This is a genomic window from Mycoplasma sp. 327 (genome assembly GCF_053851655.1).
This window is the reverse complement of record NZ_JBSQBA010000001.1, coordinates 122,832-142,474: the sequence shown is the minus strand read 5'-3', so window position 1 is coordinate 142,474 and position 19,643 is coordinate 122,832. Positions and strand designations below refer to the sequence as shown.

The following is a 19,643-nucleotide window of genomic DNA, read 5'->3' as shown; positions in this document are numbered from 1 at the left end:
TACACCAAATTTTGGTGTAATTTTATTATTTGATTTTTTTCTTTAGACATTTAGGGATCTATTGACGAAGTTAAAACAAAAAAACCAAAACCTTTACAGCTTATAGGTTTTGATTTAAAATTAAGCATTATTTCTTTAAATCTTTAAATTCAAAATTAATAATACCAGAGTTATAAACTACTGCGAGTTTTTCGATTTCACTATCTTGAATTATTTGCTGTTGATTATTATTTGTTCATATATAAGTCCCTGATGATCTTGTATTTTTTACTCAAAGGTCGTTACCTAACATTTGATCTCATTCTTTATTTGAGCCACCACTATGTCTAAATCCATTATTAGGGTGATCTAATGGAGATTTTTTATTATTATCAGCGTCATCTGGTGTTTGTCAGCTCGTAGGATGAGTAGATAACCATTTAGCAAAATCATAATTTGATCAAACATATGCCATGGTAGATCCCATTTTATTATTATTAAAATTAGTTGTAAATGTAGAAAGTGGTGCTATTGAACTATCTTGTAATGCTTTATTTTTGGCAACATTAAAACTTTCATAACGATTAATAAATAATGAAACATCCCTACTATTTTGATCATAATCTACATCTAATCTTAATGTATATATCGCAGCAACAGGCATCGTTTTTGAAGGATCGTAGGTTTGATTACTTGCATTTGTAATTTTATTTCCTTGTGTGTCCACGATGGTATGTTGGTTTTGAGTATAATTTTGTGGTCCAACTAATATTTTTCCAGGTAATATCGCTTCCACTTGAATTAATTTATCATTAATAACTCTTATTCTTAAAACTTGGTTTTCCGATTCTCATGTTACTGATGTAGATTGTTGATAAATATCAAATTCAGGGAATTGAAACTTAATATTAAAGTTAGCTTTATCTATTCAACCATCACGCTTAGTAACGGCGGCACTAGCTGCATTATTGGCATTCTTATAATCAAATATTTCCTTCGTTTTGTAATTAATAATTACAGCGTCATTAGAATTTTCAAGGCCCAATGCTTCTTTAAATGTTTTAATAGTTTGTTTTTTAACTTCTTCAGCAGTTGTTTGCATTCAACCTAATTCATCAGCTTTACCAATAACTTGTTTAGTATTTTTACCTAGATTAGATTTATTATAATCTTTAAAGAATAATCCTGAAGTTCCCGCTTGAAGTTGTAAATCTTGCTTTGTCTTAAATGTAATATCTACATCTTTTTCAACAGAAAATCCTGAAAATTCCTTAAATACTTCTAAATTTGTTGGTTTAAATTCATAACGTAATTTAAGATTATTGGTTTTTTCGGTAATACTTGAACTACCAGGTTTAATAAATTTGCTAGTTGATGAATCCTTGACTAATTTAACCTTAAAGTTTAAGGGATTATAGATTGAATTACTATCAATTTTGGTAAATGCAAATGTATCAAATAATTCAAGAAATCCATCAAGATTTGTAATATCAAGTTCATTTGATGAATCTTTAGGCAATATTATTTCAAGTTTCTTATCAAATTCTTCCCTAGTAATTCCTGGTTTAGCAGAAATTTTGTAATATGGTTTAGTTTTATTAGCATTTTGATCATTTGAATTAGTTTCACCTAAAATAGTTTCATAAAATAGTTTGCTATTTTTATTAGTTCAATCTAATAAAACTTTTAGCTTAGATTCAATATTGTTTAATGCGGTATTAGTTTTTTCAACTAAGAATAAGTCATTAATAATATCTTCACTTTTTTCCTTAACTAAATTATCTTTTTCACTATTTAATGATTCATAATCCTGTGAATATTTAGTTTCAAGAGCAGTAAGTTTGTTGTTATTATTTTTTCACTTAACTGATGTTTTGAATAATAATTGATAAATTTCTGTTAAATCTCTACGTTTATTTAAAAGGCTACTGAATTCTAACTTAAATTCATTAATTAATTCATCATATCCATTTATCAATTGTTTTGTATCAAATGCATAAGTTTGTAAATCAGGAGCCGATTCAGTAGTTTTTATTGTTGAAATTTTTTGTTTTAATAATTCAAATTTTGGCTTTAATTCATCAAATAATTTCTTGGAATTTTCAAACCCTGCTTTTTCAAACAATTTAGTTGAAACATTATTAGAAAATTGAGAATTATATTTATCAAAAGTAGTAGTTAGCTTAGAAATAATACCCGTGCCATCTTCAACCATTTGAGAAATATCATCTTTTATTTTTTGTGTTAGATTTTGCTTTGCTTCTTTTGCTAGTTTGATATTTTCAAGGTTTAAATTTATAAAATCATTTATAAAAGATTTTTTTGAACCGATGGAAATATATTTACTATCAACTGTGTTTTTGAAGTTTTTATTTTGATTAATAAACGTTTCAATAGAGGTTTTTAGTTTTCTTAGATTTATTAGTTTATCTTTAGCGCCTTGTGTCCATAATGTATCACTAATTATATTTGCATTGAAATCAACAAGCTTCTGAAACTCGGTATTTAAAAGTGTTTGTTGGGTATCAAAAGTAGCAACAATTTGCTTCTTATATTCATCAAGCGCTTTTCTCAAAGCGGTATTAGTTTTATTAATTGCTTCTACTGCCTCGGAATAAGTATTATCTTTGGTTTTTACATTATCAATGTTTAATGAATTAACGGCATTTACTTCAAATGTTGGCAATAGCACACTACTTTGTACTTCGTTTTGGCCTTGTTTTGATAATTTAGTATAAAGCTCGCTAGTTTTAGTACGAAGAGATCTTGCTGAGTTAACTTTTTCATTAACAATACCATCAATTTTATCTTGAATCTTCTTTATCTGAGCTAATTTAGCTAATTCATCATTATTAGTATTAGAGTTTAACTGCTTTGATTCTGTAATTAATGTCTGCAACTGATTATAAGCTTCCTTAACAGCATCAGAATCAAGTAATTCATTTAATCCTGTTTGTTTATAAGAAAGAATATTTTGGGCGTCTTGGTATTTGTATGCTAATGTTTTAGCATTGGCAAAAACATATTCAATTGAATCATTACCAGTTCCATTCAGTCACTTTTGTGCTAAGTTTGCAAATGTATTAGGATCAGTATTTTCATCTAATTGGACTTGTTTTAATTCATTTTCAAATTCTGTAATTTTTTTATTAATTACTGCTTTTTCGTTCGCTATAATAACAGTATCATTCTTAATTTTTAACTTAACACTTGCTAGTTGTTGATAAACTTCTAAACGTGCTTTAAGAAGTTCAAGTTTCTTGATTTTCTTATCAATTTTATTTGATGCTTCTTCAGTTTGGTCTGCTGATGAAATATTGGCTTCATACAATGTTTTAACAGTAGCTAATTCATTTTCTAACTCAGCCTTATTTGTATTCACAGTGACATCCAAAGGAACGAAAGCACTAACAAACTGTTCAATTTCCGTTGCTTTTGAGGCGAGTTCGACTAACTTAGATAAAAATGCTTTTAGGTTATTAACCTTATTTAGATTTTCATTTAACTTTTCTACGCTATTTGTTTCCTCTTTATTAGTTGATGCATCGATAATATCATCTATTTGATTATTTAATGATGTTATTAGGGGCAGATATTGTTTAGCGTTTTGATATACTGCAGAACCCTTAATGTTATTAATAGCATCAAATAAGTCTTTACGAGTTTGACGTATTTTCGTTTGTTCATTAACCTTAGTAGTTAATTCATTAATATATTTAGTAATCTGTTCTTTTTCAGGATTTTGTCCAATATTAGGCAAGGCATTTCACATAAATTGAATTAATTTATTTTCATCAAATTGCGTTGCATCGTAATTTGATGAACCTTGGCGTTCAAGTCTTCATATTCCCACTGTTTGAGATACTTGTTTTAACAATTGAACTAATTTTAATGTCTCTTCACTTTTTGATTTAACTTTTTGAATTCTTTGAGACTTTTGTAAATCCGTTGTTTCAGATAGATTGTTAGCAGCTTCGGCCAATAATGAGTTCAATCAACTGTCAATTTTGTCATTATTTCTTGTTCCACTGATTGATTCAAGATCATAAAATGTAAGATCACTATTAATATCTTTAATCTTACCGATAATCTTTTCTGTGACTTCGATAACATCTAAAATACGTTCTTTTGATACTTGAATTTTTTTAATTAAATCAACAAATTTTTGTTTATTTATTTCAGCCAATTCATCTGATGTTTTTGTATTATCTGTACTTACTGTTTTAAATAAATCTCTCGCTTGTGATAATAAAGGATTTAAATCTTGCGTTATATATGAATTAACAGTATCATTAATCGCAGAACCTGCAGCGCTAATTATTGTTTCGGCAGAACCAATAATTAAAGCGAGTATGTCATAATATTCCTTGATTTTTTCAATAGTTTCAATTCGATTTTTAACTTGCAAAAGTTGAGCCTTAGTCGTTGATTGCAAGTTTGATGATAGTATTTGATCAATAGCTTCCTTAGAATTTGTTGCTAGGCTATTATCAGCTAGATCTCCCAGTTCAATTATTTTAGTGCCAAAAATTTGCTTAGCAATTTCATTAACTAAAACACGATTTTGATTTTGGCCATTATTCAATCCAGGAAGGGCACGGAAGTTTTCAAAGTGTTGCAATAAACCAATTGCCTTTTGTTTGTTTCTTGCTCTCAGACCAGCTTCTTCTTTAATACGAGTCAATTCCTTAAGAACATATTCATTTTGTTGCTTAATTTTTAATGTTTCTAATGGTGCGTGTTCATCGCTTAATAATGCCTTAAGTTCAGCAATGGCGCGTGTTTTGACATCTGAATCTAAATCCTTTTGGTATAAATCTAATTCTGTCGCTACGTCAATTTGCAACACATGGAATTTTAGCATCTCATTAATATTGACAATTAAATTTTGAGCTATAGGAAAATCGATATCAATTGATATTTGATTATTTATTCTTGCTAAAAATCTATCAGAATAAGTTTTAATAAAATTCTTTTCCAATGAAGAATGAAGGGCGTCTACATTTGTTTTTACAAAATTTTTATATTTTTCCAGAGTGATTAAAACTATATCCTTATGATAACCCGCAGCCATCATTCTTTCATTTTCTCTAATTGATTCAATGGTTGAGTTAATAGGATCATTAATATCCATTACATATTTTTGGCGGGCTTTTTCATAATTATCAAAGGTTGTTAAGGCATCGGGCTTAGCTAGATTATGATATGACTTTTTATCATACTGAATAACCTCGAGTTCAATTCTTGCTTTTTCTTCCTTATATTTATTAATGAGATCATCACGTTCGATAGCAAGTTTCTTAACTAATTCATTTAGTTCTTCAACTTTCAACGCAAGACTTTCGGGAGTATAAGCTTCACCCCCTGATGAAGAATTGACAGAAAGAATTTTTTCATATATTTCCTTAGCAGCATTAACTTTATTCTTAACAACTTCAAGGATTCTATACTTTTGTTGATCTTCACTTAAAACATTAACTAAATCATTAATTACAATCTTACGTAATTCGTGTTTTGATTGTGCAATAACAATAGCATCCTCAATAGCTTTCTTTTTCTTTCCGATTAATTCAATTGTGTCAGAATGATCAGGTAAATTTTTTTCAATTTCATCTAATAAAGCATTTGCATCCTTAGCTGATTCTGTTTCCACTAATGAAGGTGAATTTTTGATTTTATCAGCTTCTAAAATAGCACGTTTAGTAATATCAACAAGTTCAGATTGTCCTGTTAAGACTTTTACAGCATCAAGTGCAGTGACATCTGATGTTGTAGTTTCCTTGCTTTTAGCATATGCATCCAATTGTTTAATAGCATCATTTATTTTTGTTTCAATTGGCTTTAAATTAGCAGATATCGGATATGTTTTGGCTTGAATAGCTTCGTTTCGTGCACGAATTTGATCTTTATGAAAAGCGAGATCGAGGTCATCATTAATAGATTTTGATAGTCTTGCCGAATCAGCTACTTTTGCAACATCAGGTAAATTATTAATGTTAGCAATTTGTCTAATTACCAAATCAATTTCATTTTTGGTTCCTTCTGCGGAAGCGATTGTTTGAGGAACACGTGATCGTTTATCAATATGGGCATTATATTCATCTGATATTTTTTCATATCTTGCAATATTATTTTCAATACCCTTTACATAAGGAATCATTGCTTTAATTTTATTAGCCTTATCTAGAATCTCATCTTTTTCCGATTTTGTTAAACCTTGTTGACGTGACTGATTTAACAGTTCATTATAGGCATAACGTAGCGATGATTCTCCCTCGGAAACAGGTTCCGATGCATCCTGGTGTGGATAATTTTTATTAATTAATTTTTCAATACTTTTAATTTGCGATTCAAGACTACTATCTTTTCGCTTGTCTCTTAGGTTTACAAGTTTTTTATCAGCTTCCTGGCTTAATCTATTAACCAAAGCAAAATCAACTGGTGTAGCAGATAGCGCTTTTTTAATATCTGCTTTAATTTGTTCAATTTCTGCAAAATCCTGCACAAATTGATGTCTAATATCATCATCACCATTAATTTCATCAATAAGCTTATCAAGATCATTGAGAGTGGAATTAACTTTTCTGATTATTTTCGCACTTTCTTGAATATTACTTGTTATTTCAATAACATCTTCAACTGATTTAGTATTACTAAATGAGTTTATTTTTTGTGTATCGACACTATTACCATTTGATAGTTCTTTCAATAAATTATTAATTTCTGTAGCTCGATCAGTAAGATCCTGTTTAGTTTTGCTTAATTTATCTAGTTGTGTTTGTTCATAATCAGTATAAATATGCGAGTTCTCATTAGTTGGGTTAAATGTTAATAATGTATAATCTTCAACGTCCATACGTGATTGAGCAGCATTATTTTGCAGATACGTCGTTTCGAGGATAGCAATTAATTTATATTTTTGAATTTGATTAAGGATATCTTTTGAAATTATTGGATTGTAATTAATTGATGTAATTTTTTTAGATTCAATGTTTAATTTATCAAATATTTTAGCAAGTAAGGTAATATCAACTTTTTGCGATTTTACTTGATTCAGTTTATCACTAGTTAACTGTGTAATACTTAACAAATCATAATCCTTTAATCTTGCAATTTCAAGTGATGTCGCTTTTTGTAAATAATCTAACTGAGCCTTTTGTAGGGTTCTTAGTTGTTCTCTTATACTATATTTTTTTTCAATAATTTGTTGTGTTGTTAAATTAGCAATAATATTTTCGCTTAATATCTGATTTTTTAAATCTGTTGCTTTTTGCAATACATCTTTGCTTAAATATTTTTCTTTATTCTTACTATTAAATCCGTTGATATTAATAATAGTATCATCAATTTCTTTGGCGATATTTGCAAGTTCTAATCTAGTTTCAACTAATGTAGAAACCGAATCATTAATATCTGATATTTTATCTTGGACATCTTTAATATTAGCATTATCAACCTCTGCTAATTGATTTAAAACAATATTTAATTCTTGTTCATTTAATAATCTAGGATTGTTTTTATGTACTTGTGAATATTCATTAATAATATTTGTGATATAACTATCCAAATATTGAATATGATTAATTCGATTCATGAAATCAATAACTTTATTAATAATTTCTTGTTTATTATTTTTTTCAAAGTTATTTGTATTAACTAAAACCTTATAGTCTTTTTCATTCAGAATTGCTCCAAAATGATTGCCTAAATTATTGATATTTACATTTTTTACATATTCAACAAAAAGCTTAAATTCATTAATAATTTGTTCCGATGATAATTGTTGATCATTTAAGGCTTTTTCATAAATATCAAAATTAGCTTTTGCTAATCGCAAATCAGCTATGGTTAATGAACTATCAATTTTGATTGCAACTATCTTGTTGTAATATTCAACCAAGTTAATATAATTTTTGGTTACTTGATAATTAAGTATTTCATTTAATTCTTCTTGCGAAATCATTTTATTTTTTATAACAAATGTAATCATTTGATCAAAAACATTTTTATTTTGCAAAACAGAATTAGTTAACAGTATTTTGTTACTTAATAGCTCTAACTGCTCAGATAAATCTTTGTCAGTTTGCCTATTAATAGATTTTTTAAGAATTTCAGAAGTTATAAATAAAATGTTTGCATCAATACTTTTTTCAATATCTTTAATTGTTTTTTGATAAAAATCATTGAATTCTCCATGCTTAGTTGTACTTCTTGTATCCATTATTTTATTTTCAACTAATTGTTTATTAATAGCTATATCATTAATTCTAAAATCATTAAATAACAAGTCATTTTCAATTTGATTAATAACCTGTTCAATATCACCACGTAATGCTTTTGTAGGAAGCATCTTTTTTAATTCAACAATATTTTCATCAAAGCTATTGCTTGGTATTAAAAGATATTTTTCGATTAAACTTCTTTGTAATTCAATTTTAATTGTTAATGTTTCACTGTATCTATTAATTCAATTAAATTGTTGTTCTTTGTTTAATTTTGCAAAAGAAGAAAGACCGATTTTTAAATCAGTAAGATCAATAGAATCAAATTGATTTTTAATGTCTATTTCTCTAATTCTTGATGCCTGATCCTTTAATAATTCTTCAATTTCTTTTATACTATATTTATTGATTTCATTATTGCTTATTAGTCTCTTAACATACTTAATAATGTAATCTTTCTGCACATTTTTTATGTCGTCTAGGGCAATAAATTTTTCAACAGCAGTTGAGTTAGGGTTAGATAATGTTAATTTTACTGCATCAATTAATTTATCAAGTTCATTCATTTGTTTTGGACTTGGAGAAAGTTTTTTGACAACTTTTTCAAAAAGTGAATTACTTTTTTCAAATTCTTTCAATAATCTATTATTGGTTTCTGAGGCCACAAAATCATTATGATGCTTGGTTAAAAATACCGCAGCTAATGTCGATGCCGTGGCAATTGTAGCCATAACAACGGCGGTTGTTCTTTTTTTTGTTCTTCTATTCATTATTTATCCCCTTCTTTATCCTCATGAATCCTTACCATGAAATCAAAATGATCATATGCTTTAATAATTTGCGGCTCATTTCATTCAGTACCACCACGTTTACCATTAGGATTATTATTGTTATAATCTCTATAACCATGGTTTTGTATATTGTTTGCTTGTTTAGTTTTATCAGTTCATTTTGCTGCAAACATTTCAGCAAAAACATAAGCCTTAATATTCGCATTATCGGGGTTTGCCTTAACTAATGAATTCATATTAATTTGCTCTTTCTCAATATTATCTTTTGGAGGATAAAAATGCCATTTTGCAGTACCGGATAACGTCATCTTAAATGAGACATCGGTTTGGTTTATGTTATTATCAATTTTTAATTCATATCAAGTATGTAATACACCAAAGTCCATTTTTCCATTTTCCTCAAAGACAACTGGTATTGTATAACCAAATGGTATCCAGTTTCTAAAATAATTGGATGTAAAATCAAGGTCAGCACCTGTTTGTGTTCAATACGAAAACATTTTCCTATTTGGCAACATAGCATGTTTAAATTTTCTACCCATACCATTAGCTGCAAAAGTTAACCCTTTTGAATTATCAAGTTTAATCTTATACTTGACATTAGGATGAGAATTCGAAAGATCGAAATTTGCATATTCTGGTTTCATAGCATCTTTTAATGAAAGTTTATATAAATCTAGATTTTTTGGTTTTTGTACTTTGTTAAATAATGAATCATCTCATTGTTGACCAGTAAAAGTGACATCCTCGCGAATATACTTAATATCGTGATTAATCAAGTGCTTATTTGCTCCCTCTGCAATAGCATTCATTAAGTTAACATTCATATTTCTATTATTTCATCCAGCTTTTTTGGCCTCGAATATTTTATGGCTATTAATAAATTGTTTGTTTTGTTCTTTTGTATTAGATTCACTTCCCAAATCGTTTTTAGTAACTCTAAATAAAGATAGTGTCTTAAATGTAATTCAAACATCATTATATGTAAGCGTTCTATCTGCTACATCATTAAAGAAGTTCTGCGTTGAATGTGATGTTGGTTTTTTATATACAACTTTTAAATTGATTTTTGTCTTTTTTGTTGAAGTGTCGGTTTGCAAGAATTCAGGAGCCCATGAGTTTGATGTAGCGGCTCTAGTAATATATACTCTAACGTTAGTTGTGTTATAAGGTAAATTGCCGATATCTTTTAAAATTCCAAATTTATCAAATAAATCTAATAGGCCATTATTTTGTGTTATATCAAGTTCCATGGCACTAGAATGATTACTTATTTTATTAATTTGTTCAATAAAATCTTCATATAATGTTGTAGATTTAGGTTCTACTTCTCTAATTTTTTCTTCACCATTGCGATTGATATAATCAAATAAGAAAATACTATTTCCTTGATCATTTATTCACGTATTTAAATTATTCAAATTAGCAAAAATACCTTTTAATGCTTCTTGTTTTGAGGATATAGAGGCATTTTTATTGGTTAAAGCAGTATCAGTAATTTGCATTTGTGTCTTAGCGGAATTATGAATAGTATTGTATGAATTAATAATATTGGCAAATACAGTATTTGATGAATTATTCTGTTTAAAATGATCTCCAGCAATTAAACTTAACATATTTTGAAAATCTGATTTTGATACCACTTCTGTGTAAAAGTTAATTAAATTACCTTGTGAACTCTTGGCTGTATTTAAATCACTTGAACCATAAATCAATGTATCAATAGCTTCTAATGCCTTGATTAATTTTTCAATAGCCTCATAGTATTTTTTAAAATCATCTTTTATTGTTGCATTATTCGAACTATTAATATCATTATTAAAATTAATGTTCAATTGTTGAACTGCAAGATCATTAAAGTTAGCAGGAAGTGCGCTATTTGCTTCTTCGACTTTTTGAATATTTTGTTTTATTTCATTAATGCCATTAATATTATCACTACTTGAGGTATTTAATTTTTCATCTAATAATTTAACAATTCCAAAAACATTATTCGTACTTGAACTATTTTGCTTCATTTCCTCGTTAAATGAGTTAATTTGCGTTTTTAATTGTTCGGATGCACTTTTGGTTAAAGTCTTAATTGTTTGATAATCATTTTCGAGGGTATTAGTTGTATTTCTTAATTCTTGTGAAATTAGTTTATAGTTTGAAGTATTCTTGCTTAGAATTTGGCCGGCTTTTTGAACATTACGTTCAAAGCTATCAATTAGTTTATCAAGATTAAATAGAACACTAAGTTTTTTTGATTGCTCTTGGGTTAATTGCTTATTATTTGAATTATCTATCGAAACTTGTTGTGACTTAAATAATTTAACATATAAATCTAATCTATCTTTAACAAGAGTTAGATGATTTTTTTCATATTTAACAATTGCCTTAATTTGATCTTCAAGAGCTTTTTTGGCCTTTAATAATTTTTCATTAGCACCTTTAATATTGTCTAGTGTATCCAAAGTAGTATCGACCGATAATGAAACAGCATCATTTGTAAATGTATCTTGTAAAGGAGTTTTTGTTTTATCGCTACCCGCATTAGAATATGATGATGTTATAAAATTATTTGCTTCATCTATTTGTGCCTTTAATTCTCGTAATTCTTCACGTTTTTGATCTTTAAGTTTTTGAATTACACTTTCCGTTTGATTAGTAAGTTTAAATATAGAAGCTAATTTATTTTCTTCATTATGATGTTCAACTTTTATATTACTTTTAGCTTCATCAACAGCTTGTTGCAATGCTTGATATAAATTACGCATCGCTTGCGATTCCTTAGTTTTATAATCATTATCACCGTTTGTAGGAATAAATGCTTCAGCAGCGGTGATAGCTTTTTTTAGTTCGATACTATTTTTTAAACTAATTTCAAAGCTATTTTTTCCAACATCTAAATATGTTTCTTTTAATGCTTCTAAACCACGTACATCAATAGCGTCCCGGTTATCTAATTCAACTAACAAATCATCTAGAATTTTCTTTAGCGGTTTTTTAGCTTCCTCACTAATTTCGCTTGTGCTATTCAATTTACTCAATTTATCAGAATAAGAAATTAAAATATCTATCTTTTTAGCATTACTTTCAATTAATTTGTGCTTTGCCTCAATTTCTAATGCAATTAAAACGCCAAAGTAAAAATTATCCTTTGATTGCGTAGCTGATGTTTTTTCCACAATATTAAACTCATGTTCCAATACTTGAATTGCCTTATTTAAAGCATCAGATTTATTTGTGGCTTTTTGGCCAGTTTCTACTTGTTTTTTAGCTTGTGCAACAACAACAGCTAAATCAGCATATTTATCAAATAAAGAGTGTGATGATAAAACCTCTGATTTTATATTATCAATTGCATTAATATCAGTGGCATTCATTATTTGGGAAATGGTTAATAATCTTTCTTTAAATCTTTGCGTTCTATCTTTTTTAAGTTCATCAAATATTTTCTGATCTTGATTTTTATACTTATCAGAAGTTGTTAGCATATTATTTTCATTATCAAAGGCCTTTTTAATTTCTTCATATGCAGATTTTCTTGTATTGTAAAGTGATTGATAGGCAAGGTGTTGGCTTTCAAGTACTTTGGTTGCATTATCAATTTTTGAAGTTATAGTTATTGGAGCAAATGTATCTTGTGGTATTTCTGGAATTGATTCAATTACAATTTGACCTAGATTCTTTTGATCAATATCATAGCCATATTTTTGACTGTCAAAATTTCATTCACCAAGTGAATCATATTTTGATAAAATGTCTTTTTGTTTTGCAATTAATCTCTTGAATTTAGTAACTATTTCATCCAAAATTTGCATTTGGTTTAAATCACTATTTACCTTTGCATCTTTTGCATATGATTCTAATTTTTCTACATATCTAGTTAGCTTTTCCTTAGCAGTCGCAGCACCATTAGCGTTTCTACCTTCTCTATAGGTCATTTGAGTTGATTCTGTTTTTAAGGTTTTAATATTATTATTTAATTCAATAACCTTTTCTAGTCTTACAACCAATGAAGATATATCAGCTTTCTTTTGACTTAAAATTGAATATTTTGTAGGATCATTATATGAAGCTTTGGCATCATCAATTTGCTTCTTAAACTGTTCTTTTAGGTTATCAAATACATCCTTAATCGGACCATCTACTACTGTTAATTTTGCTACCTTATCTTCATTTTCTTTTACGGATTCAGCTAATGATAAAATTGCTTTAAAATTAGTTCTTACAATTTGCAGTTTTTTATTAACTTCATTAACTTCTCCAATATATTTAGCCTTATCATCTACGTATGTAATTGCTTCAAGTTCTTCAACATATTTCGAAATTAAACCATCAGTCCCAACTAATGATTCTTTTACTTTAGCATCGTGAATTTGTGTATTAACCTTGCTTTCTACTTCCTTTTTAAATGCATCAAATCTTTCCTTTTGATTTTGTTTTAATTGTTCAAAAGGTACGGACTCAACAAAAGCATTACGCAATTCTGTTATTTTATCCTCAATTAGTGGTGTCGAGGCACTTTGTTCAGGAATTGACTTAACAAGCGCACTTACTAAACGATTGTATGCATCAGTACTTCTATTATTTTTTAGTTCTAATAATCTTTTTGAAACAGCTAATTGTTCATCAATCAAGTTTCCTAAGGTTTCAATTCTACGAGTTTCAGATAAGACATCATTCACATCAATAGCATTAACTCTCGGTGTTACCTCATTATCAGCATGAAGAATAGTTTCATTAATATTTGAAATAAAATTCTCAATAGTTATGTTATTTTGTAGAGTTATAGTTGGCGATTCATTCATCTTATTTTTTAAATTATCTAGTTTGCTATCTACCAATGATTTAGTATGTTTAAATTCATCTTTTCTAAAACTAATATCTACTTTCGAAGATAATGCTTTTAAGTCTTCAAATTTGGCTTTATCATAATTAGATTTACTTGTTTGATCTGATGGAATAGGTTTTGTTTTATTAACTAATTCATCAAATTTAAATTTTAACTTTTGAATTTCTGAGCCACTATTTAGACTAGGATTTGAAACCAAAACTGAAAATTTTTCAGTTTGTTCATCATTTAGGAACTTATTAATTTGTCTTTCTAAACGGGCCTTAGCATCTTCAAATTGACTATGAATTTCTTGTTTCTTAACAGTATGTTGATTAATTAAATATTCAATTCTTTGTTTTTGATTAGATAGATCTGCTTTGGTGGTTCGATAATTAGAAATATAGGTACTAAATTTGATAATTTCCTCTTCAATTTCTTTATCTATTTTTTCAAAAATATATCTTTGTGACTTATCATTTGCTTCATTTTTATATTGATTATCTCTTACGGCTTGCAGGCGAACAATAGCATCTTTAACTTCTTTAGAAATTTCTATTTTTGCATTTATCTCATTTAAGGCAATAATCTTATCATTAATTTCTGCTAATGTATCATTTAGCGAACCTCTATTAACATTGATAACTTGTGTAAAAGCTGTATATAGTTCCAAATATTTGTTTTTATCAACTTTTGATAATTCAATTGCTGATGATTTAGTTTTTTCGTGTAAATCATGTTGTGAAGCAATTTTTGCAACCGTTCGATTTGTATCGTTAATAATATTTTGATAAGCAAAGGTAATGCGTTGCGAAATACCTTCAATTTGGAAATTTTTTGATTCAATTTTGCTTCTAATATCTTTAACTTTTTCTTCATCTGATTCTTTAATCAAATCACTATACAATACTTTAAGTTCATCTTGAATAGATGTAATGCTTGCACTCATTTCATCAATACTTTTTTGAACCTTGTCAATGTTATTAAGTCCATCTTGACTAGCTTTTTCAAATATTTCAATATCACCATTTATTAATGCAAATGGATCATTATTAATTTTTAAATTGTTGGATAAATCGGCATCAGCAAGTTTATTGTTTGCTAATAATATTTTTTCTTTAATTAATTTATCCTTAGCAACTTCTAATTTAATCTTTTGCGTGCGACCAGCGATATCTATATTTTGTTTTGCTAATCATGTCTTATTATGTATTTCAGGGTTATATAATTCCTTATCAACAATATTGTGATATTTTTCAATTAATCCATCAGTTTCCGTATTTAAAACCCCAAGTTTATCAACAATGGTTCTAATTTGATTTCTAGCCTCTATAGTTTTAAACTGGTTATCATTAGTTGAATCGACTTTTAAAGATTGATAAACTTTCTTAGATTCTTTATTTTCAATTTCAAGTTGTTTAATAGTTAGCTCAAATGTTGCCGCAACTTCAATTGATTCACGCAAAACATCAAACTTATTAGCTAAAAGTTGACGTTTATCGCTCTTTTCTTTTTCCGATAAATTCTTTTCGTCTTTAATAGCATCTACCTCGGCTTGCAAATCAGCTAACTTGGCTAAAAATTTAGCTTCAACAGGAGTTGTTTTGCCTTCTTCGCGACGAGATGAAAATGTGTCATCAATTAACTGTGCAATAATTGAGGATTGTGTTGATGATTCTAAAATTGAACGCTTATTTTCAAAATCTTTTAATGCTATTGATAATTTGGTTTGAATATCATCCAAATCATATTCTGTCGGATTTTTTAGCGCTTCATCAGATAATCTTTTAAGTTTTTGAATTTCATTTAATTCCTTACCAAGATAAGTTTTAACCTTTTCCTTATTTTTCACAATTGCTAAAATTTGGGCAGTTTCATCTTTGGTATTTTCCAATTTTTTTGCACTTACAACCTTCTTTGCATATTCATCTTGTAACTTCTTTAATTTAGCAATTTCTGCTTCTTTTTGTTCTAATGTTAGCTTATCATCTTCCATCACTAGCTTAATATCGGCAGAAATGCGGGCCGTTTTAAAAGCAAGATCCTTTGCAACAGGAGAATCAGGATTATCCTTTCATTCATTTTTTATATCATCTAATAATTTATTATTATCTTCAAAAATTGGGCTTGATTGATGTGAAAGTTTAGAAACATCAAAGAAATCAAGAGCTTCCTTGATTAAACCACCCGCTATCGCTTTTTGACCATTAGGTAAAATGGCTTTTTCATCTTCAAAAACAGACATTTCTTTACGAGTTGCTGTTGAATTTATGGCAGCTAAACTTAATAATTTAGACTTTAATTCCTCTCATGTCTTTTTAATGGTTGGATAATATTTATTTATATTAACGATTTTTGAAACTTCGCCTTCGATTCCTTCAATAATAGTTTCAATTTCCTTCTTGTTGGCAATTCTTTCATATTCGCTATATTCCTCAAATTTACTACTTAAATCGGCAAGAGAAGTATTCTCAAAGTCAATTTCATTAATAGCTAAAAGTGCTTGTTGCACATTTAAAAGCGTAGAATCATCATTTACAAAAGTTTTGTTGTATCTATTTTTTCCGGATGTAAATTTCAACTGTTTAGATAATATGTTGAATTGTTCTTTATAGAAATTTTTAAGGGTATTATTAGTGTCAATATCACTTAATATCTGATTTATAGTTGAAACATATTCAAAGAAGCCAGCACTACTTTTGAATTCTTGATTTTCAATTTTGTCAATAAGTGCTTGCTTAAAATTTGCATCTTGAATTTTATTAATTTCTTCCTTCGCATCATTAAGTAATTTATTCGCAATAGCTATTTCATTTAACGCCCTATACAAATCGGAATGAATTTTATATGCTGGAGTTTTTAATTTGTTGGTTGAAGGGTCTGTATCTTTAACCTTATTATTTGCTTGAATAATAGCAAAATCAATAGCACCAATAAACTTGCTATCAACCTGTTGTTTAATTTTATCTGCTTGTGCAATTAAGTCTTTTACCTTGTTTAAGGTAGTTTCATCACTGCCAAAATAGTCTGATGTTTTGTTGATTATTGTTGATATATAGTCACTTATAACTTGTGAAGCCGTTATTTTTTTTGAATCTTGCAGTCCTATAACTTCAAATGATAGATTTCCTTTATTTTCTATTACAAACTTCTTAATAGCATCTAGTTCATCATAAATGATTTGTTTTATTGTCTGGTCTAAATCCATTGTTGCAACTTGATTTTTTGCCTCAACAATTTGTGAATAAATTTTTTGAATTTCAGCTTCATTATTAATTGATTCATCTTTAAATAAATCATTACTTTGTGTTGTGAACAATGTATCCAAGACATCAACAACACTATCCCTAGATAAAACATTTTGTTCAAGTTTGCCGTTGATAAAATCAATTAATTTTAGAACCTTAACATTCTTAATACTGATATTAAGTCTATCTGTTTTTTGAATATTCTTTAGGACAAAAACATTCATTTTTAATTCTAGATCAAATGCTATCTTGTCTTGCTTAGCAATTATTTTTTCAACCTCATCAGCAAATTTTTGTTTATCATCATAAGTTTGCTGACTAGCATTATAGATGTCTAGTTGTTTATTAAACTCATTTTTTAAATCTGGTGACTTAACTAAATTGCCTAGTTGTTCTATAGCATCACGCGCTACTTTTGCACTGTTTGAATCAACAAGCATTAAACTGCTTACCATTCTTCTTAAAATATTTCTTTGCTCAAGCATATTTCTAATAGCCGAGACAGCATCAGCTGTTTGATTGCTAATTTTATTTGCGATTAATTGATTTGCATAGTTAATTGCTGTTTGTAATTTATTTTTTGATTGCTCCGAAAGCATTTCATCATACTTATTTAAAAATATTCTAGCCTTCTTTTGCTCTTGAACCAAGTCATCATGAGCTTTTGTATCTATTGACTTATATTCAGTATTATGAAGAAAAGGAACAATAGCAGCTAAAGTAATAGCTGGTATTGCAGTTAATAAAGAAGTTACAATAACACCTTTTTTTACTTTTCTATGCTTCTTTTCTAAATCTAAATTTCTTTCATTCATGTTTCCTCCTTTATTATTTAACCAAACAAGTTAAATAAACCTTTACTGCGTTGTGCTACGGTTCATAATAGCCCATCACTATCTGTATTCATGTAAACCAAGTAATCTGCTAAATATGCTATTGCTACACTTAACAAAGCAAGAAATAAAAGAATAAAAATTGTTCCAATGATTATTGATACCTTTATTTTTCGATTTATGGCTTTTTCGCTTGCTAAATGAACAGGCTTTACATTGTCCATAATTTTGCCCTCCTCCATTATTTAAATTAAAAATTTAACTGTTATTGAATACAATAAAATTTTTGTAAATTCATTTAATAGTTTAAACTAAAAAACATATTTTTTAAATAAATACTTATTTAAGTTCGCATTTTTTTGCTTATTTTAAGCGCTTTTTTTAAAAAAATAATTAATTTTTGGGTTAAAAAATGTTTTTTTTTTTTTTTTTTTAGAGCTTAATTTAAGTTGAAAAATAATTATTTGTAATAATAAAATACTTAATAACAAAAAACAAAATATTTTTTTCTTTTAAAATATAGAATTTATAATTTTTAAGACAAAATTGCTAATTTTGTTAAATTTTAATGTTTAAGAATATAACACAATTTAAGGAATTATCTATATTATAAAAATCCCTAATATTTTGTTTTTTTAAGTTATTTTAGAATTATTTAGAATTATAATTATTAATATTAAATTAATTATTTTATTATTTATGGAGTATAAATAAAATGAAGGAAAAAATAGCAATTAACGGCTTTGGTAGAATAGGCCGTTTAATCTTTAGAAAAATATGAAATGATGCAGATGTTGAAATTGTTGGAATCAACGACCTAACTGATGCAAAAACATTAGCACACTTATTAAAATACGATACAGCTCATGGCGTGTTTCCATTTAGTGTTTCAAACACTGAAAAATCAATAATTGTGGAGGGTAAAGAGTTTCCAATATTTAGTGAAAAAGATCCTGCTCAACTCCCTTGAAAACAATTGGCAGTCGATGTGGTTGTTGAAGGTACAGGTAGATTCTTAACAACTGAACTAGCCCAACTACATATTAATGCTGGAGCAAAAAAAGTTTTAATTACGGCCCCTTCAAAAAGCGCGGATGTAAAAACTATAGTTTATTCAGTTAATGAAAATATTTTAACAAAAGACGATGTTGTTGTTTCTGGGGCCTCATGTACAACAAACTGTCTAGCACCTGTTCTAAATGTTTTAGAAAATGAATTCGGTATTGAAAAAGGCTTCATGACCACTGTACACTCATTCACTGCAGACCAAAGATTACAAGATGCACCTCATTCAGATTTAAGAAGAGCGAGAGCTGCTTCCTCAAATATGATTCCAACCACAACAGGTGCGGCTAAATCGATAGGTAAGGTTATCCCAACGCTAAAGGGTAAAATGAATGGTATTGCTTTAAGAGTTCCAACTATTACAGGGTCAATTATCGATGTTACTGTTGAACTTAAAAAAGATACAACTGTCGAGGAAATTAATAAGGCAATGAAAAATGCAAGTTCAGAATCTTTTTTCTATACTGAAGATCCTATTGTTTCTAGTGATATTATTGGTTCAACCGCTGGTTCAATATTTGATGCTCAATTAACTCAAGCATTAGAAGTTGATGGCAAAAAATTATACAAAGTTTATGCATGATATGATAACGAATCGTCGTTTGTTAATCAATATATAAGAACATTAAAGCATCTAGTTAACATAAAATAAACAATAAAAAACCTGCTTTAAAGCAGGTTTTTTT

General features: G+C 27.9%; 4 protein-coding genes. 1 reads left to right on the top strand and 3 read right to left on the bottom strand.

The window, feature by feature from the left end; genetic code table 4:
• Nucleotides 1-127 precede the first annotated feature (127 nt).
• From ACWXVS_RS00445 to ACWXVS_RS00435, 3 genes are read right to left on the bottom strand one after another with little or no spacing between them, the layout of a single operon-like run.
• A complete protein-coding gene (locus tag ACWXVS_RS00445) occupies nucleotides 128-8,971 on the bottom strand; it encodes a hypothetical protein (RefSeq protein ID WP_455994493.1) in 8,844 nt (2,947 codons plus the stop codon).
• Nucleotides 8,971-17,874: a hypothetical protein gene (locus ACWXVS_RS00440; protein ID WP_455994491.1), complete on the bottom strand. Its 8,904-nt coding sequence runs from the start codon at nucleotides 17,872-17,874 to the stop codon at nucleotides 8,971-8,973. The genes ACWXVS_RS00445 and ACWXVS_RS00440 overlap by 1 nt, the downstream gene beginning before the upstream one ends.
• Before the next feature lie 17 nt (nucleotides 17,875-17,891).
• Nucleotides 17,892-18,116 carry a hypothetical protein gene (locus ACWXVS_RS00435; protein ID WP_438340465.1) on the bottom strand — a complete coding sequence of 75 codons (225 nt, stop codon included), beginning with the start codon at nucleotides 18,114-18,116 and terminating at the stop codon, nucleotides 17,892-17,894.
• A gap of 491 nt (nucleotides 18,117-18,607) precedes the next feature.
• Here ACWXVS_RS00435 and gap point away from each other — a divergent pair, with 491 nt between their 5' ends.
• Nucleotides 18,608-19,609: a type I glyceraldehyde-3-phosphate dehydrogenase gene (gene gap / locus ACWXVS_RS00430; RefSeq protein ID WP_455994489.1), complete on the top strand. Its 1,002-nt coding sequence runs from the start codon at nucleotides 18,608-18,610 to the stop codon at nucleotides 19,607-19,609.
• Nucleotides 19,610-19,643: the final 34 nt, after the last annotated feature.